The sequence below is a fragment of the Streptomyces sp. NBC_01116 genome, assembly GCF_041435495.1.
Taxonomy (GTDB): domain Bacteria; phylum Actinomycetota; class Actinomycetes; order Streptomycetales; family Streptomycetaceae; genus Streptomyces.
Window position 1 is genome coordinate 1,998,350 of record NZ_CP108644.1, and the last position, 18,049, is coordinate 2,016,398.

14 protein-coding genes are annotated in these 18,049 nt (G+C 70.6%); 1 reads left to right on the forward strand and 13 read right to left on the reverse strand.

Annotated features, from left to right (window positions below; all coding sequences use genetic code 11):
- Nucleotides 1–128: 128 nt before the first annotated feature.
- Nucleotides 129–3,272, forward strand: a complete 3,144-nt coding sequence (gene ileS, locus OG245_RS08705; RefSeq protein WP_371622945.1) for an isoleucine--tRNA ligase — start codon at nt 129–131, stop codon at nt 3,270–3,272.
- A gap of 365 nt (nt 3,273–3,637) precedes the next feature.
- On the opposite strand, the gene OG245_RS08710 is transcribed toward ileS, so the two are convergent.
- The 13 genes from OG245_RS08710 to OG245_RS08770 all read right to left on the reverse strand — a co-directional run bounded on the left by OG245_RS08710 (nt 3,638) and on the right by OG245_RS08770 (nt 18,027).
- Entirely contained in the window at nt 3,638–4,798 is a 1,161-nt protein-coding gene (locus OG245_RS08710) for a DivIVA domain-containing protein (RefSeq protein ID WP_371622946.1), read from the reverse strand.
- 49 nt (nt 4,799–4,847) lie between these two features.
- Nucleotides 4,848–5,132: a YggT family protein gene (locus tag OG245_RS08715; RefSeq protein WP_006123846.1), complete on the reverse strand. Its 285-nt coding sequence runs from the start codon at nt 5,130–5,132 to the stop codon at nt 4,848–4,850.
- Nucleotides 5,133–5,223: 91 nt separating this feature from the next.
- A complete protein-coding gene (locus OG245_RS08720) occupies nt 5,224–5,847 on the reverse strand; it encodes a cell division protein SepF (protein ID WP_371622947.1) in 624 nt (207 codons plus the stop codon).
- 125 nt (nt 5,848–5,972) lie between these two features.
- Nucleotides 5,973–6,692, reverse strand: coding sequence for a YggS family pyridoxal phosphate-dependent enzyme (locus tag OG245_RS08725; RefSeq protein ID WP_371622948.1), 720 nt, complete (start codon nt 6,690–6,692; stop codon nt 5,973–5,975).
- A 6-nt stretch (nt 6,693–6,698) separates the two neighbouring features.
- A complete protein-coding gene (gene pgeF, locus OG245_RS08730; protein ID WP_371622949.1) occupies nt 6,699–7,439 on the reverse strand; it encodes a peptidoglycan editing factor PgeF in 741 nt (246 codons plus the stop codon).
- Complete coding sequence (ftsZ, locus tag OG245_RS08735; protein ID WP_371622950.1) at nt 7,436–8,659, reverse strand: cell division protein FtsZ; 1,224 nt, start codon at nt 8,657–8,659, stop codon at nt 7,436–7,438. Before ftsZ ends, pgeF begins: the two co-directional genes overlap by 4 nt.
- 276 nt (nt 8,660–8,935) lie before the next feature.
- Nucleotides 8,936–9,730, reverse strand: coding sequence for a cell division protein FtsQ/DivIB (locus tag OG245_RS08740; RefSeq protein WP_371622951.1), 795 nt, complete (start codon nt 9,728–9,730; stop codon nt 8,936–8,938).
- Nucleotides 9,731–9,792: 62 nt separating this feature from the next.
- Nucleotides 9,793–10,881 carry an undecaprenyldiphospho-muramoylpentapeptide beta-N-acetylglucosaminyltransferase gene (gene murG / locus OG245_RS08745; protein ID WP_007451369.1) on the reverse strand — a complete coding sequence of 363 codons (1,089 nt, stop codon included), beginning with the start codon at nt 10,879–10,881 and terminating at the stop codon, nt 9,793–9,795.
- Between the two features lie 6 nt (nt 10,882–10,887).
- Nucleotides 10,888–12,324 (reverse strand): putative lipid II flippase FtsW, encoded by a 1,437-nt coding sequence (gene ftsW / locus OG245_RS08750; protein ID WP_371622952.1) that lies wholly within the window; start codon nt 12,322–12,324, stop codon nt 10,888–10,890.
- A gap of 64 nt (nt 12,325–12,388) precedes the next feature.
- Complete coding sequence (gene murD / locus OG245_RS08755; RefSeq protein WP_371622953.1) at nt 12,389–13,834, reverse strand: UDP-N-acetylmuramoyl-L-alanine--D-glutamate ligase; 1,446 nt, start codon at nt 13,832–13,834, stop codon at nt 12,389–12,391.
- Nucleotides 13,816–14,886 carry a phospho-N-acetylmuramoyl-pentapeptide-transferase gene (gene mraY, locus OG245_RS08760; RefSeq protein ID WP_371622954.1) on the reverse strand — a complete coding sequence of 357 codons (1,071 nt, stop codon included), beginning with the start codon at nt 14,884–14,886 and terminating at the stop codon, nt 13,816–13,818. Before mraY ends, murD begins: the two co-directional genes overlap by 19 nt.
- Nucleotides 14,883–16,304: a UDP-N-acetylmuramoyl-tripeptide--D-alanyl-D-alanine ligase gene (gene murF / locus OG245_RS08765; RefSeq protein ID WP_371622955.1), complete on the reverse strand. Its 1,422-nt coding sequence runs from the start codon at nt 16,302–16,304 to the stop codon at nt 14,883–14,885. The genes mraY and murF overlap by 4 nt, the downstream gene beginning before the upstream one ends.
- Nucleotides 16,305–16,308: 4 nt before the next feature.
- A complete protein-coding gene (locus OG245_RS08770; RefSeq protein WP_371622956.1) occupies nt 16,309–18,027 on the reverse strand; it encodes a UDP-N-acetylmuramoyl-L-alanyl-D-glutamate--2,6-diaminopimelate ligase in 1,719 nt (572 codons plus the stop codon).
- Nucleotides 18,028–18,049: the final 22 nt, after the last annotated feature.

Genomic DNA, 18,049 nt, shown 5'->3' on the forward strand with positions numbered 1-18,049 from the left:
CCGGCATCGCGACCCCAATGAGGGGGCCACGGGCCTGTGCCCGGGGCCAAGGAGGGTGGTACCGCGGGAGCCGAGACGCTCTCGTCCCTCCGACGGAAGTGGAAGACGTCCGCCGGAGGAAGCCGCACATGACATCGCCGCAGTACCGCCAGGTACCCGCCCAGGTCGACCTGCCCGCGCTCGAACACGCCGTGCTCGACTTCTGGCGCGAGAGCAAGGTCTTCGCCAAGAGCCTCGACCAGTCCGAGGGCCGCCCCGAGTGGGTCTTCTACGAGGGCCCGCCCACCGCCAACGGCATGCCGGGCGCCCATCACATCGAGGCCCGCGTCTTCAAGGACGTCTTCCCCCGCTTCCGCACCATGCAGGGCTACCACGTCGGCCGCAAGGCCGGCTGGGACTGCCACGGCCTGCCGGTCGAGCTCGCGGTCGAGAAGGAGCTGGGCTTCAACGGCAAGAAGGACATCGAGGCGTTCGGCATCGCCGAGTTCAACGCCAAGTGCCGCGAGTCGGTGACCCGGCACACCGACGCCTTCGCCGAGCTGACGACCCGCATGGGTTACTGGGTCGATCTGGACGACGCGTACCGCACGATGGACCCGGAGTACGTGGACTCCGTGTGGTGGTCGCTCAAGGAGATCTTCAACAAGGACCTGCTGGTCCAGGACCACCGTGTCGCCCCCTGGTGCCCGCGTTGCGGCACCGGCCTGTCCGACCACGAGCTGGCCCAGGGCTACGAGACGGTCGTCGACCCCTCGGTCTTCGTCCGCTTCCCGCTCACCTCCGGCCCGCTGGCCGGCGAGGCGGCCCTCCTGGTCTGGACGACCACCCCCTGGACGCTGGTCTCCAACACGGCGGTCGCCGCCCACCCCGGGGTCCGCTACGTCGTGGCGACCGACGGCGAGGAGAAGCTCGTCGTCGCCGAGCCGCTCCTGGAGAAGGCCCTGGGCGAGGGCTGGGAGGCCACCGGCCAGTCGTTCACCGGCGCGGAGATGGAGCGCTGGAGCTACGAGCGCCCGTTCGCCCTGGTCGACTTCCCGGCCGAGGCGCACTACGTCGTCAACGCCGAGTACGTCACGACCGAGGACGGTACGGGTCTGGTCCACCAGTCCCCCGCGTTCGGCGCCGACGACCTCGCGGTCTGCCGTGCGTACGGCCTGCCGGTGGTCAACCCGGTCCGCCCGGACGGCACGTTCGAGGAAGACCTCCCCCTCGTGGGCGGCGTCTTCTTCAAGAAGGCCGACGAGGCGCTCACCGCGGACCTGGACGCGCGCGGCAAGCTCTTCCGCCACGTCCCCTACGAGCACAGCTACCCGCACTGCTGGCGCTGCCACACGGCGCTGCTCTACTACGCGCAGCCGTCCTGGTACATCAGGACGACGGCGATCAAGGACCGGCTCCTTGAGGAGAACGAGAAGACCAACTGGTTCCCGGACTCGGTCAAGAACGGCCGCTTCGGCGACTGGCTGAACAACAACGTCGACTGGGCGCTCTCCCGTAACCGCTACTGGGGCACGCCGCTGCCGATCTGGCGCTGCGAGGACGACCACCTCACCTGCGTGGGCTCACGCGCCGAACTGACGGAACTCACGGGCGCCGACCAGTCGGCCCTCGACCCGCACCGCCCGTTCATCGACGAGATCAGCTTCACCTGCACGCGGGAGAACTGCCAACTGGAGGCGTACCGCGTCCCGGAGGTCATCGACGCCTGGTACGACTCGGGTTCGATGCCGTTCGCGCAGTGGGGCTACCCGTACAAGAACAAGGAGGTCTTCGAGAGCCGCTACCCGGCGCAGTTCATCTCGGAGGCCATCGACCAGACCCGCGGCTGGTTCTACACGCTGATGGCGGTCGGCACCCTGGTCTTCGACAAGTCGAGTTACGAGAACGTCGTCTGCCTGGGCCACATCCTCGCCGAGGACGGCCGCAAGATGTCCAAGCACCTGGGCAACATCCTCCAGCCGATCCCGCTGATGGACCAGCACGGGGCGGACGCGGTGCGGTGGTTCATGGCGGCGGGCGGCTCCCCGTGGGCGGCACGGCGCGTGGGCCACGGCACGATCCAGGAGGTCGTCCGCAAGACACTCCTCACCTACTGGAACACGGTCGCCTTCCAGGCCCTGTACGCGCGCACGTCGGGCTGGGCCCCCTCGGAGGCCGACCCGGCCCCGGCGGACCGCACGGTCCTGGACCGCTGGCTGCTCAGCGAACTGAACGCGCTGGTCGACCAGATGACCGTCGCGATGGAGGGGTACGACACCCAGCGCGCCGGCAAGCTGCTCTCGGCGTTCGTGGACGACCTCTCCAACTGGTACGTACGCCGCTCGCGCCGCCGCTTCTGGCAGGGCGACAAGGCGGCGCTGCGCACGCTGCACGAGGTCGTCGAGACGGTGACCCGGCTGATGGCCCCGCTGACCCCGTTCATCACGGAGCGGGTCTGGCAGGACCTGGTGGCGCCGGTCACGCCCGACGCCCCGGAGTCGGTCCACCTGTCCTCCTGGCCGAAGGCGGACCTGTCGGTGATCGACCCGACGCTCTCCACGCAGATGGCGCTGGTGCGCCGCCTGGTGGAGCTGGGCCGGGCCACGCGCGCCGAGTCGGGAGTGAAGACCCGTCAGCCGCTGTCGCGTGCGCTGGTGGCGGCGACGGGCTTCACCGACCTCTCCCCCGAACTGCGCGCGCAGATCACGGAGGAGCTGAACGTCACGTCGCTGGCCTCGCTCTCGGAGGTGGGCGGCTCCCTGGTCGACACGACGGCGAAGGCCAACTTCCGCGCCCTGGGCAAGCGGTTCGGCAAGGGCGTCCAGGCGGTGGCCAAGGCGGTGGCGAACACGGACGCGGCCGCCCTCTCCCTGGCACTCCGCGAGGGCACGGCGGCGGTGGAGGTCGACGGCGAGCGGATCACCCTCTCCCCCGACGAGGTCATCATCACGGAGACCCCGCGCGAGGGCTGGTCGGTCGCCTCGGACTCGGGCGCGACCGTCGCCCTGGACCTGGAGATCACCCCGGAACTGCGCCGCGCGGGCCTGGCCCGTGACGCGATCCGCCTGATCCAGGAGGCCCGCAAGAACAGCGGCCTGGACGTCGCGGACCGCATCGCCGTCCGTTGGACCTCGACGTCCCCGGCGACGGTGGAGGCCCTCACCGAGCACACCCCGCTGATCTCCGAGGAGGTGCTCGCCCCGGACTACGCGGAGGGTGAGGCGGACGAGACCTACGGCGAGGTGTTCGCGGACGAGGGCCTGGAGCTGAGGTTCCGCCTGCGCAAGCGGTAGCGGTAGCCCGCAGGACCCAGGGCCCGGCCGACGCAACACGTCGGCCGGGCCCTTCGCTGTCCCCCTCAGGGGCTCCGCCCCCGAACCCCCGCGCCTGAGAAGTGGGCCGGGCCCACTCAAGCCCCTCCGGCGATTGAGGAGCGGGGTCCGGGGCAGCGCCCCGGTCTCGGGAAGAGTGGGGCCTCCCCTGCTCGAACGAAGTCGAGAGCTTGGGGATGGGTAGGGGAACAGCCCGCCGCAGGCGCCCCACCCGCACCCGGCCCGGCAAGGGCGGCCGAGCCCACGCCAAAGGGCCGGGCCCCGGGGAATCCCGGGGCCCGGCCCTCTGCCTGCCGACGGCTACGCGCTCAGCGAGCGCGAACCGCTCAGTTGTCGTCCTCGTCGATCAGGAACCCGCGCATCGGCGAAGGCGCCTGCTGCATCGGCTGCGGCGCCTGCGGCCGAACCGGTGCCATCGGCTGCGTCATCGCGGGCGACATCTGCTGCTGGCCACCGTAGGACGGCGCGCCGCCCATCGTGGACGGGCCGCCACCCATCTGCTGGCCGCCGTGGCCACCGTGGTTGGAGCCGCCCATGGAGTGACCCATCGCACCCGCGCCGGCCGGGGCCAGCGAGGGGGACGGCGGCAGCGAAGCGGCTGCCGGAGTCCGCGGCGGGGCGAGCGAGTCGTCCGCCTGGGTCTCCAGCTGACGCAGCTGGCTCTCCAGGTAGGACTTCAGCCGCGTGCGGTACTCGCGCTCGAAGCCACGCAGGTCCTCGACCTTGCGCTCCAGCGTCGCGCGGGCCGACTCCAGCGAGCCCATCGCCACGCGGTGCTTCTCCTGCGCGTCCCGCTCCAGGGCGTCGGCCTTGGCACGCGCGTCGCGCTCCAGGCCCTCGGCACGGCTGCGCGCCTCGCCGACGATCTTGTTGGCCTCGGAACGGGCTTCCGCGATCGCCTGGTCGGCGGTCTGCTGTGCGAGCGAGAGGACACGGGCGGCGCTGTCGCCGCCGGGGCCCTGCCCCTGCTGCTGCATCTGCGGCGGCTGCATCTGCTGCATCTGCTGCTGCTGCTGGGGGTGCTGACCCATGGGGCCGCCCATCGGGCCACCCATGGGACCGCCCTGCATCGGGCCGGGGCCGTGCGGGCCCTGCGGACCGGGGCCGTGGCCGCCCTGGGGGCCGTGGCCACTGGGACCTGCGGGCAGCTGCGGCGCGCCACCGGGCAGCTGGGGCGGACCCATCTGCGGGGGCTGCTGCTGCTGCGGCGGTCCTGATATGGCGGCGGGAACGGGAGCACCCGGGCGATCCTGCTGCTCCGGAGGCTTGCGCATACCCTGCTGCTGCTGTTGCTGCTGCTGGTTCTGCGCGGCGGCACGCGTCGCGGCGGCCAGCTTGGCGCGCAGGTCCTCGTTCTCACGGAGCAGACGGGTCAGCTCCGATTCGACCTCGTCGAGAAAGGCATCGACCTCGTCCTCGTCATAGCCTTCTCGGAGGCGGACGGTCGTGAACTGCTTGTTCCGCACGTCCTCGGGGGTCAACGGCATCTCTTCTTCACCTCTACGTAGTCGTCGGCAGTCGGCAAGACCGTATCGCTCACAACCTGACCACAACGCTGATCAGGATGTAGACGATGATCATCAGAACGAAGAAGGACAGGTCGAGTGCCACGCCCCCGAGACGCAGCGGCGGAATGAACCGCCGCAGAAGCTTGAGCGGTGGATCGGTGACAGTGTAGGTGGCCTCAAGTACGACCACCATCGCCTTGCCGGGTTGCCATGAACGTGCGAACTGGAAGACATAGTCCATGACCAGCCGGAAGATCAGCACGATGAGGAAACACATCAGCGCGATATAGACCACATCCAGTGCGACGCCCATGTCCCGCTGTTCCCTCTCCCCTGGCTCTCGTCAGCTCCGGCCTCGTGGCCGGCACCGGCCTCTCGGCCGGGTTGTTCCCGGTGTCGTGTTCTCAGCTCTGGTTGAAGAATCCGCCCTCTGCGATGCGGGCCTTGTCCTCCGCCGTGACATCGACGTTAGCAGGCGACAACAGGAACACCTTCTGCGTCACGCGTTCAATGCTGCCATGGAGACCGAAGACGAGTCCCGCGGCAAAGTCGACAAGTCGCTTCGCGTCCGTGTCGTCCATCTCCGTGAGATTCATGATCACCGGAGTGCCCTCACGGAAGTGTTCCCCGATGGTACGGGCCTCGTTGTAGGTCCTGGGGTGCAGCGTGGTGATGCGGTACGGCTCCCGCTCGGACACGACCTTGGGCATGATCACCGGTGCGTTCTTCTCCATGTTCGGGCGTTCAGGTGTGATGGATGCCACGGGGGCGATCCGGGCGGGTCGCGGGCTTTCCGCGGGGAGCTGAACGGGCTCGCGCTGGGCGGGCGGTTGTACAACTCGTACCGGTTCGTCCCTTTCGCGCTCGCGTTCCCGCTCCACCTGGTGCGGGGGCTGATGCCGCCGCCGGTCGCGCTCGGGCTCCGGCTCAGGTTCGAATTCGTCATCGGGGTCGAACCCCGGACCGTCGTACCCATCGTCCTCCACGAGGCCGAGGTAGACCGCCATCTTGCGCATCGCGCCGGCCATGCTCCGAGTCCTCCGCTCTGTGGTGGATCGGCATTCGTCACCAAGTGCCCGCGATCCACGGTGGCCTACCCGCTGTGAGCGGTAATGACCATATTTTCTGCTGTGGTCCGACTTGCTTCGCGACGTTACCCGAGCCTGGGTCGGACTCCGAGTACCGCCGTACCGACGCGTACATGTGTCGCTCCGGCCGCCACCGCGTCCTCCAGGTCCCCGCTCATACCCGCGGAGACCATGTTCGCAGCCGGATGACCGGCGCGCAGGCGGGACGAGATTTCCATCAGCCGGTCGAACGCGGCCCGTTGCCGGCCCGCGTACTCCCCTGCCAGCGGCGCCACGGTCATCAGTCCGTCGAGCCGGAGTCCGGGAGCCGCGCCGATCGCGGCCGCCAACTCCTCGACCCCGTCCGGGGCGACGCCGCCGCGCTCACCGCGCTCGCCGCTCTCCGCGTCCAGGGCGACCTGGATCAGGCAGCCGAGTCCACGCTCCCCGCGCACCGCGGCGGCGGAGAGGGCGGTGACCAGCTTGGCGCGGTCCACCGACTGCACGACATCGGCATAACCGGTCACAGACCGAACCTTGTTCGTCTGCAATTGTCCGACAAAGTGCCATGTCAGCGAAAGATCCGCACAAGCGGTGGCTTTGGGGGCCGCGTCCTGGTCACGATTCTCCGCGACATGGCGCACACCGAGTTCATGCAGGATCCGCACATCGCTCGCGGGGTAGGTCTTGGTGACCACGATCAGGGTCACTTCCTCGCGCTTTCGACCGGCCGCGGCGCAGGAGGAGGCGATCCTTTCCTCCACCTGTGCCAGATTCGCGGCGAGTTCAGCCTTACGATCCGTCATGCCCTATCAGTCCAACCAGACATATGCGGCGAGCCGCCCGGTGGTGCGGTCGCGGCGGTACGAGAAGTGGTCGCCCGATTCCAGGGTGCAGTACGGCGAGGAGTGCCGGTCCGTCACCCCGAGGGCGGCGAGCTGGGCGTGGACTCCGCCGGTGACGTCGACCGCCGGCGTTCCCCAGCTGGTCTCGGACCAGGTGCCGGGGACGGCGTCGGCGACCTCGGCCCGCATCGCCTCCGGCACTTCGTAACACCGCCCGCAGACGGCCGGTCCGGTGTGCGCGGTGATCCGGGAGGGGTGTGCGCCGAGCGCGACCATGGCCTCGACCGCCGCCGGAACGACCCCGGCGACCAGTCCCGGCCGCCCGGCGTGCGCCGCCCCGACGATCCCGGCGGCCGGGTCGACGAGAAGAACGGGAGTGCAGTCGGCGGTGAGGACCGCGAGCGCCAGTCCGCGACGGGCGGTCACCACCGCGTCCACGGCCGGAATCTCCGCGTCCGCGCCCCAGGGTCCGTCCACCACGGCGACGTCCCGGCCGTGCACCTGGTTCATCCAGACGACGCGGGCCGGGTCGAGACCGAGGCGACGGGCCGCACGCTCCCGGTTCGCGCCGACGGCGGCGGGGTCGTCGCCGACCGCGCCGCCGAGGTTGAGCTCACCGTACGGAGCGGCGCTCACTCCGCCCCACCGGTCGGTGAAGGCGAAGTGAGCGCTGCCCGTGACGGGTACCGCCCGGTGCTGAGCTATCACTTCAAGAAGTCCGGAACGTCCAGCTCTTCGGCCTGGGTGTCCTGGTAGGGACGGGCCGGCGGGACGTGCGGCGGAGAGACCGGCCCGAGCGCGCTCTCCTGCGAAGCCGACGCGGGGGCGGGCTCGGCCGGGGCCGGGCTCTCCTCGCGCGGAGGCACGGAACCGAGTCCGCCCGTCGGGCGCGTGGACTCGGCGGAGGGCCTGGCCGGAGCGGCCTGCTCCTCGCGCTTGTTGCTGCTCGCGCCGAGGACGTTCTCCCGGCGGGCCGGCGGCTGTCCGCCGTCGAAGCCCGCCGCGATCACGGTGACCCGCACCTCGTCGCCCAGGGCGTCGTCGATGACGGCGCCGAAGATGATGTTGGCCTCGGGGTGCGCCGCCTCGCTCACCAGTTGGGCGGCCTCGTTGATCTCGAAGAGACCGAGGTCGCTGCCGCCGGAGATGGAGAGGAGGACGCCGCGGGCGCCGTCGATGGAGGCTTCCAGGAGGGGCGAGGAGATCGCCATCTCCGCGGCCGCCACCGCGCGGTCGTCGCCGCGCGCCGAGCCGATGCCCATGAGCGCCGATCCGGCCTCGGACATGACCGACTTGACGTCGGCGAAGTCGAGGTTGATCAGACCCGGGGTGGTGATGAGGTCGGTGATGCCCTGGACACCCGAGAGCAGCACCTGGTCGGCCGACTTGAACGCGTCGAGCACGCTGACCTGGCGGTCCGAGATGGACAGCAGTCGGTCGTTGGGAATGACGATGAGGGTGTCGACCTCTTCGCGGAGTTCGGCGATGCCGTCCTCCGCCTGGTTTGCGCGTCGCCGGCCCTCGAAGGTGAACGGGCGGGTGACCACGCCGATCGTCAGGGCGCCGAGCGAGCGCGCGATGTTGGCGACGACGGGTGCGCCGCCGGTGCCGGTGCCGCCGCCCTCTCCTGCGGTGACGAAGACCATGTCGGCCCCCTTGAGGACCTCCTCGATCTCCTCACGGTGGTCCTCTGCCGCCTTACGACCGACGGCCGGGTTCGCCCCGGCGCCGAGGCCCCGGGTGAGTTCGCGGCCGACGTCGAGCTTGACGTCGGCGTCGCTCATCAACAGGGCTTGTGCGTCCGTGTTGATCGCGATGAACTCGACGCCCTTGAGGCCGACCTCGATCATTCGGTTGATGGCATTGACACCACCGCCGCCGACACCGATGACCTTGATGACTGCGAGGTAGTTCTGCGGTGCTGCCACGTCGAAGGCCTCTCGCCTCGAGTTACGTGTCGTCGCTCTGCGGTAGCCCCGCGGCGACGACTGATGTCGATGGGGACGGTCCGAACGCCGACCCAAACCCTAACGTTGAAGTTTAGGGTTACCAGTGTGTCTGCTTCCTGGACTCTTCCGAACAGGACACTAAGTCGACAAGTGGCGCACGTTCAACGAACACGCCGAACCTCCCGTTTTTCTTTTCACCCTATGTGATCACCCGTAGCGCTGACCAACCAGGGTGCTGGCCAGCACAAATACCCGTCAACTCGCCGATACCGCCGGGGCGGTGGGAGCACTTACGTCGAACTGTGCCGCTTTGGGCGCGGCTTTCATCAGGGCGACGAGGACGTTGGCCTTCACCGGCCCGTCCTCGCCGCTCCCCCAGGTCACCACACGATCCCGGGTGAGCCGCAGGGAGATCGCGTCGTACGAGGTGACCCGTACGACCTCGGTGTCCTCGGCCACCCCCGCCGGAAGGTCTCCGGCGACCCGGACCGCTTCCCGCAACAGACCGTCACCGCCGAAGCGGCGAAGGCTCGCGGACGGTTCGGGAGTCAGCTCCAGCAGGGGCACGCCCTTCGGCGCCCTGTCCACGGTGGCGAAGCGCACGCCCTTCGCATCCACTTCCACGAACGCGCCGCCTTTTTCGACCAGCAGGACCGGCTTCCGTTCGGTCACCTTAAGGCCGATGCCGTCCGGCCAGGACCGAACGACATCAACCGTGTCGATACGAGGCAACTTCTGGCGCAATCGGCGCTCCATGGCGTCGGTGTCCACGGAGACCAGCGGGGCGCCGATCGGTGTGGCGGCAACCGCTTCCACTTCTTCGCGGGTCAGGACCTCGACGCCCCTCGTGCTGACCTTCTCGACGCGGAGCCAGGAGGAGCCGTAGAGCACCCAGATCACGAACGCGGCGAGCAGGGCGGTCGCGACGCCGATGAGGATCAGCAGGGTGCGGCGGCCGATCCGGGGCCCCTCGGGGCCGATGTGCGGCGGACGGGCGGAGGTGTCCGCCCGTCCGGGTGCGCCGCGCTGGGCGGTCGTCGGTCCGGCCACGCTCGCTCCTTCGCCGGACCCGGGGCTCCCGCCCCGGGTCCGCACCGCATCGCGCCGGACGCCTAGCGGCGCGCGGCAATCGCTTCGTACACCATGCCGACGAGCAGGTCGTCGGCGTCGCGCCGGCCGAACTCGGCGGCGGCCCGGGACATTTCGTACAGCCGGTGGGGGTCCGACAGTACCGGCAGGACGTTGCCCTGCACCCACTCCGGGGTGAGCGCCGCGTCGTCCACCAGCAGGCCGCCGCCGGCGTTGACCACCGGCTGGGCGTTGAGCCGCTGTTCGCCGTTGCCGATGGGCAGCGGGACGTAGGCGGCGGGGAGCCCGACGGCGGAGAGTTCGGCGACGGTCATCGCGCCCGCGCGGCAGAGCATCATGTCGGCCGCGGCGTACGCGAGGTCCATCCGGTCCACGTACGGTACCGGGATGTAGGGCGGCATCCCGGGCATGTTGTCGATCCGCGGCAATTCGTTCTTCGGGCCGACCACATGGAGGATCTGGATCCCGGAGCGCTGGAGCAGCGGCGCGACCCGCTGGACCACCTCGTTGAGGTGGCGCGCGCCCTGCGAGCCGCCGGAGACCAGCAGCGTGGGCAGGTTGGGATCGAGGCCGAAGGAGGCGCGGGCCTCCGGGCGGACCCGGGCGCGGTCCAGGGTGGCGATGGTGCGGCGCAGCGGGATGCCGATGTAGCGGGCGCCGCGCAGCTTGCTGTCGGGGGTGGAGACGGCGACCCCGTGGGCGTACCGCGAACCGATCTTGTTGGCCAGGCCCGGGCGGGCGTTGGCCTCGTGGACCACGATCGGCACGCCGGCCCGTTTGGCGGCCAGGTAGCCGGGCAGCGCGACGTAACCGCCGAAGCCGACCACGCAGTCCGCCTTGGTGCGCTCCAGGATCTGCTCGGCGGCCTTGATCGTGCCGCGCAGCCGGCCCGGGACGGTGATCAGTTCGGGCGTGGGCTTACGGGGCAGTGGCACGGCGGGGATGAGCGCGAGCTCGTACCCCCGCTCGGGCACGAGCCTGGTCTCCAGTCCGCGTTCCGTGCCGAGGGCAGTGATCCCCACGGTCGGGTCCTGCCTGCGCAGGGCGTCTGCGAGGGCAAGCGCGGGCTCGATGTGTCCGGCGGTCCCCCCGCCGGCGAGTACGACATGCACCGAAATTCACCGCTCTCCGGACGGACGCTTCTTGACGCGCCGTCTCATCGTCTTCCATCTCACCCCGGGCTTCCGCATGGCCAGGGCCGCCTTGGCGGCTGGGTCCTCCCGTGCGAAGGCGATCATCAGCCCGACCGCGAACATCGTCGGCAGCAGGGCCGAACCCCCGTAGGAGAACAGCGGGAGCGGGACCCCGGCGATCGGCAACAGGCCGAGCACCGCACCGATGTTGATCACGGCCTGGGCCGTGATCCACGTGGTCACGCCTCCCGCGGCAAACCTCACGAAGGGGTCCTCCGTGCGTCCGGCCACGCGGATACCCGCATAGCCTAGGGCCGCGAACAGGGCGAGCACGGACAGCGTCCCCGCCAGACCCAGCTCCTCGCCGGTGATGGCGAAGATGAAGTCGGTGTGAGGTTCCGGGAGTTGACCCCATTTTTCCACACTCGCACCCAGCCCGGAACCGAACCATCCGCCGGACGCCAGAGCATAGATCCCGTGTGCGGCCTGCCAGCAGCCGCCCTCCGGATCGGGCTCGCTCACGCCCATGCAGGCGAGCCGGGACATCCGGTTGGGGCTGGTCCTGATCAGCAGGAACGCGATGACCGCGGCGAAGCCGAGCACCCCGGCGAACAGCCGGGTGGGGGCGCCGGCCAGCCAGAGCAGGCCGAACAGGATCGCCGTGAGAATGATCGCGGTCCCCATGTCGCCGCCGAGCATGATCAGCCCGAGCAGCATGAAGGCGACCGGCACGAGCGGCACGAGCATGTGCTTCCACTGCGTCAGCAACCGCTTGTCCTGCTTGCGGGCCAGCAGGTCCGCCCCCCACAGGATGAGGGCCAGCTTGCCGAACTCGCTGGGCTGGAGCTGGAACGGGCCGCCCAGGTAGAGCCAGTTCTGGTTGCCGTTGACCGACATCCCTATCCCCGGCACCTGGACCAGGACCATCAGGAAGACGGTGACCATCAGTATCGGGTAGGCCAGCGCCCGGTGGAGCTTCACGGGCATCCGGGCCGCGAGCAGCATCAGCGCACCGCCGATGACGGCGGCGAGGAACTGCTTTCCGAAGAAGTACGTCGCGGGCTTGCTGATGTCCAGCGCCTTGATCATCGAGGCGGAGTAGACCATCACCAGGCCCAGCACGGTGATCAGGAGGCTGGAGCCGAGGATCACGTAGTAGGCCGTCAGGGGCCGGTCCCAGGCCCGTCGTGCCCGCTCGTAGGTGCGGCGAGGTCCGCCGCCGCGCCCGGTGCGCGGTCCCGTGCCGCCGCGTCCGGCCCCGCGGGGTGTCTCCGGACGCCGGGACCCGGTGGCGAGGCGCCCGCGCAGGGCGAGCCCGTCCGGCAGCGATACTCCGGAGGGCGCGGGCGACGCGGTGAGGGGGCGGGGAACCGAGGTCCGTGCGCGGTCCCGCCGTACGGCGAATCTCTCGTCGGCCGGCATTGTCGCTGTCCCCTCCACTGCTCGGGCCAGGGGCCCGTGACCCCGGGTGCGGAGGCCCGGTCGGTCAGGCGCTCTCGTCGGCGCGTGCGCGGACCGCGTCCGCGAACGCCTCGCCCCGCTTGTTGTAGTTGGTGAACATGTCCATCGAGGCACAGGCCGGGGCCAGCAGTACCGTATCCCCCGGCCGGGCGAGCCCGGCCGCCCGCGCGACCGCTTCGGACATCGCTCCAGTGTCGGTCCGGTCGAGGTCGACCACCGGGACTTCGGGGGCGTGTCGCGTCAGGGCTTCGTGGATCAGCGCCCGGTCGGCGCCGATCAGCACGACCCCGCGCAGCCGCTTCGCCGCACCGGTGACCAGCTCGTCGAACGTGGCGCCCTTCGCCAGTCCGCCCGCGATCCAGACGATGGAGTCGTAGGCGGCGAGGGACGCCTCGGTGGCGTGGGTGTTGGTGGCCTTGGAGTCGTCCACGTAGGCGACCTCGCCGACGTCCGCGACGTGTTCGATGCGGTGGGCGTCCGGCCGGAAGGCACGCAGCCCGTCGCGGACCGCGGCCGGTTCCACGCCGAAGGCGCGGGCGAGGGCCGCGGCGGCGAGGGCGTTGGCGATGTTGTGCGGGGCCGGCGGGTTGACGTCGGTGACCTCGGCCAGTTCCTGGGCCTGCTTCTGGCGGTTGGCGACGAACGCCCGGTCGACGAGGATGCCGTCGACCACGCCGAGCTGCGAGGGGCCGGGGGCGCCGAGGGTGAAGCCGATGGCCCGGCAGCCCTCCTCGACGTCGGCCTCGCGCACCAGGTCCTCGGTGGCCGGGTCGGCCGCGTTGTAGACGCAGGCGACCGTGTTGCCCTCGTAGACGCGGCCCTTGTCGGCGGCGTACGCCGCCATCGAGCCGTGCCAGTCGAGGTGGTCCGGGGCCAGGTTGAGGACGGCGGCGGAGTGGGCGCGCAGGGAGGGCGCCCAGTGCAGCTGGTAGCTGGAGAGTTCGACGGCGAGGACGTCGTACTCGGTCTCGCCGAGCACCGCGTCCAGCAGCGATACGCCGATGTTGCCGACGGCCGCGGTGCGCAGGCCCGCCGCCTCAAGGATCGAGGCCAGCATCCGTACGGTCGTGGTCTTGCCGTTGGTGCCGGTGACCGCGAGCCAGGGCGCGGGCGCACGCCCGTCGTCACCGCGCAGGCGCCAGGCCAGTTCGACGTCGCCCCAGACCGGGACGCCCGCCTCGGCGGCAGCCAGGAAGAGCGGCTTGTCCGGCTGCCAGCCGGGGGCGGTGACGACGAGCTCCGTGGACGGCGGCAGGGTGGCGCCGTCGCCGAGGCGCACGGTGATGCCGAGCGCCTCCAGTTCGGCCGCCTGCGCGCGGGCGCGCTCGTCGTCGCCGTCGTTGACGACGGTGACGAGCGCGCCGCGCTCGTGCAGGGCGCGGGCCGCGGGGATCCCGCTGACGCCGAGCCCGGCGACGGTGACGTGCTTGCCCTGCCAGTCCACGGTGCTGCTCACTTCTTGGCTGCCCATCCCGCGTAGAAGAGGCCGAGGCCGACGATCACGCACATGCCCTGGATGATCCAGAAGCGGACCACGACAAGGACTTCGGACCACCCCTTGAGTTCGAAGTGGTGCTGGAGCGGCGCCATCCGGAAGACCCGCTTGCCGGTCATCTTGAACGAGCCGACCTGGATGACCACGGACATGGTGATCATCACGAAGAGGCCGCCGAGGATGGCGAGCAGGAACTCGGTGCGGGACAGGATCGCGAGGCCCGCGAGGGCCCCGCCGAGGGCGAGCGAGCCGGTGTCGCCCATGAAGATCTTGGCGGGCGAGGTGTTCCACCACAGGAAGCCGAAGCAGGCGCCCATCAGGGCGGCGGCGACGACGGCGAGGTCGAGCGGGTCGCGTACCTCGTAACAGGCGCTCGGGTTGGTCAGGTTGTCCGCGTTGGCGCAGGACTCCTGGAACTGCCAGAGGCCGATGAAGGTGTAGGCGCCGAAGACCATCACGGAGGCGCCGGTGGCCAGCCCGTCGAGGCCGTCGGTGAGGTTCACTCCGTTGGACATGGCGAGGATCATGAACAGCGCCCAGACGCAGAACAGCACCGGGCCGATCGACCAGCCGAAGTCCTCGACGAACGAGAGCCGGGTGGAGGCCGGGGTGTAGTCCATGGAGTTGGGGAACTGGAGCGAGAGCACCGCGAAGGCGATGCCGACGATCAGCTGTCCCGCCATCTTCGCCTTGGCCCGCAGACCGAGCGAACGCTGCTTGACGATCTTGATGTAGTCGTCGAGGAACCCGACGAGGCCCATGCCCGCCATCAGGAACAGCACGAGGACGCCGGAGTAGCGGATGTCCTCACCCGTGATGACCTTCGCGAGGAGGTACGCGATGATCGTCGCCATGATGAAGGCGATGCCGCCCATCGTGGGCGTGCCCTTCTTGCTGCCGTGCGTGCGCGGGCCGTCGTCCCGGATGAACTGCCCGTATCCCTTGCGGGCCAGCAGCTTGATCAGCAGCGGGGTACCGACCAGGGTCAGGAAGAGCCCGATGGCCCCCGCGAAGAGGATCTGCCTCATCGGCCGGCGACCTCGCCCTCGGTCGAGTTCTCCAGCAGTGCCTGGGCGACCTTCTCCAGGCCGACCGACCGGGACGCCTTCACCAGCACGACGTCTCCCGGGCGCAGTTCACTGCGCAACAGGTCGACGGCCGCCTGTGCGTCGGACACGTGCACCGACTCCTCACCCCACGAACCCTCGTTATATGCGCCCAGTTGCAGCCAGGAGGCTTCTCTCCCCCCGACAGCGACGAGCTTGCTGACGTTGAGCCGGACGGCGAGCCGTCCGACCGCGTCGTGCTCGGCGAGCGACGCGTCACCGAGCTCGGCCATCTGACCGAGCACCGCCCAGGTGCGCCCCCCGTCGGCCCCTCGGGCCTGGCCCATGGCAGCCAGCGCACGCAGTGCGGCTCTCATGGATTCGGGGTTCGCGTTGTAGGCGTCGTTGACGACGGTCACACCGTCCGGACGCTCGGTGACCTCCATGCGCCAGCGGGAGAGGGTGCCCGCCTCCGAGAGCGCCTCGGCGATCTCGGTCACGGACATGCCCAACTCATGGGCGACGGCGGCCGCGGCGAGCGCGTTCGACACGTGGTGCTCACCGTACAGGCGCATGGTCACGTCGCTGCACCCGGTGGGTGTGTGGAGCTCGAAGGCGGGCCGCCCGTCGGCGGTCATCCTGACCTTCTCGCCCCGTACGTCCGCTTCCGGGGCTTCTCCGAAGAGCAGCACGCGGGCCTTGGTGCGCGAGGCCATGGCGCGGACGAGCGGGTCGTCCGCGTTGAGCACGGCGCAGCCGTCCTCGGGCAGGACCTCGACCAGCTCGCCCTTGGCCTGGGCGATGGCCTCCCGGCTGCCGAACTCGCCGAGGTGCGCGGAGCCGACGTTGAGGACGAGGCCGATGCGGGGCGGGGTGAGGTCGGCCAGGTAGCGGATGTGGCCGATGCCGCGGGCCCCCATCTCCAGGACCAGGTGCTCGGTCTCGGCGGTGGCGGTCAGGGCCGTGACCGGCAGGCCGATCTCGTTGTTGAGGGAGCCGGGCGTCCAGACGGTCGGGCCCTTGCGCTGGAGGAGCTGCGCGATCAGGTCCTTGGTGGACGTCTTGCCGGCGGATCCGGTGAGTCCGACGACGGTGGTGCCGAGGCGCTCCACGACGGCACGGGCGAGGGCTCCGAGCGCGCCGACGACGTCGTCCACGACGATCGCCGGAACGCCGACGGGGCGGGCCGCCAGCACGGCCGACGCACCCGCCTGCACGGCGCGCCGGGCGTAGTCGTGGCCGTCGACCCGTTCGCCGGCGAACGCGGCGAACAGGCTGCCGGGCGCGACCTCGCGGGAGTCGATGACGACGGGTCCGGTCACGGTGACTGCCGGATCCGGTATGTCGTGCGACTGCCCGCCGACGATTTCGGCGATCTCGGCGAGGGAAAGGGTGATCACTTGGTCATCCCTGACTGTTGTTCTCGAGGTGAGGGGCACGGTCCGCGGCGCCGGGGCGCGTCAGGGACCGCTCGATGGCTGCGTGCAGGACCTTGCGGTCGTCGAAGGCGCGTACCACCCCGTGGATGTCCTGGCCCTGTTCGTGCCCCTTGCCGGCGACGAGGACGGTGTCGCCCGCCTCCGCGCGGGCGACGGCGGCGGCGATGGCCGAGGCTCGGTCGGCGTCGACCAGCACGTCGCCGCGCTCGTGGACGGGTACGTCGGCGGCGCCGGAGAGCATCGCGGCGAGGATCGCGAGGGGGTCCTCGGAGCGGGGGTTGTCGGAGGTCAGCACGGCGGTGTCGGCGAGCCGGGCGGCCGCCGCGCCCATCGGGCCGCGCTTGGTGGTGTCGCGGTCGCCGCCGCAGCCGAGGACGATGTGCACCTTGCCCTCGGTGACCTTGCGCAGGGAGCGCAGGACGGACTCGACGGCGTCGGTCTTGTGCGCGTAGTCGACGACGGCGAGGTAGGGCTGTCCGGCGTCCACCCGCTCCAGCCGGCCGGGGACCCCGGGGACGGCCGCGATGCCGTCGGCGGCGGTCTGCGGGTCGACGCCCGCGACGGCCAGCGTGACGATCGCGGCGAGGGTGTTGGCGACGTTGAACGGGCCGGGCAGCGGGGCGCGGGCGGTGATCCGCTCGCCCTTGGGGCCGACGGCGGTGAAGGTGCTGTCCTGCGGTCCGACCTCGACGTCCTCGGCGTGCCAGTCGGCGTCCGGGTGGCCCTCGGCGGAGAAGCTGGTGACCGGCACCCCGGACTCGGTCAGGAGCCTGCGGCCGTACTCGTCGTCGAAGTTCACGACGCCGCGGTGGCTGCGTTCGGGGGTGAAGAGCTGGGCCTTGGCCTGGAAGTAGTCCTCCATGCCGGAGTGGAACTCCATGTGCTCCGGGCTGAGGTTGTTGAAGACGGCGACGTCGAAGACGCAGCCGTCGACCCGGCCGAGCACCAGGGCGTGGCTGGAGACCTCCATCGCGACGGCCTCGACGCCGCGTTCGCGCATGACGGCGAACAGGGCCTGGAGGTCGGTGGCTTCGGGGGTGGTGCGCTCGGACTTGATGCGCTCGTCGCCGATCCGCATCTCGACCGTGCCGATCAGCCCGGTGGAGCGTCCGGCGGCGCGCAGTCCGCCCTCGACGAGGTACGCGGTGGTGGTCTTGCCGGAGGTTCCGGTGATGCCGAGCTGGAGGAGGCCGATGCCGGGCCGCCCGTAGATGTCGGCGGCCAGCTCGCCCATGACGGCGCGCGGGTCCTCGGTGACCAGCACCGGCAGGCCGGTGGCCGCGGCGCGTTCGACGCCGGCGGGGTCGGTGAGGACGGCGGCGGCGCCGAGGCCCGCGGCCTGGGCCGCGAAGTCGGCGCCGTGGAAGCGGGCGCCGGGCAGGGCCGCGTACACGTCGCCCGGGCGCACGGCCCGCGAGTCGTGCGTGATTCCGGTGATCTCACCGGAGCCCGCTGTTTCGACGCCGAGCCGGTCTGCCAGCTCACCGAGAGGGGTGGGCCGGAGCCGGTCCGGTCGGGGCGCTCCCGGGTAGGTCACAGGCGCGTCCTTCTGAGAGGTTTGGGACTGATCAGCGTGGGGCACGGCGGTGAGCGTACCGGGCCGGTGCGGGCTCTCGCGAAGCGAGGGACCCTGGTTCCGGCGGTTCTCGTTCCGGTTCCCGGGGTCGGGGGTGATGGTTGTCACTGAGGGTTCCCTTGGAGGAGAT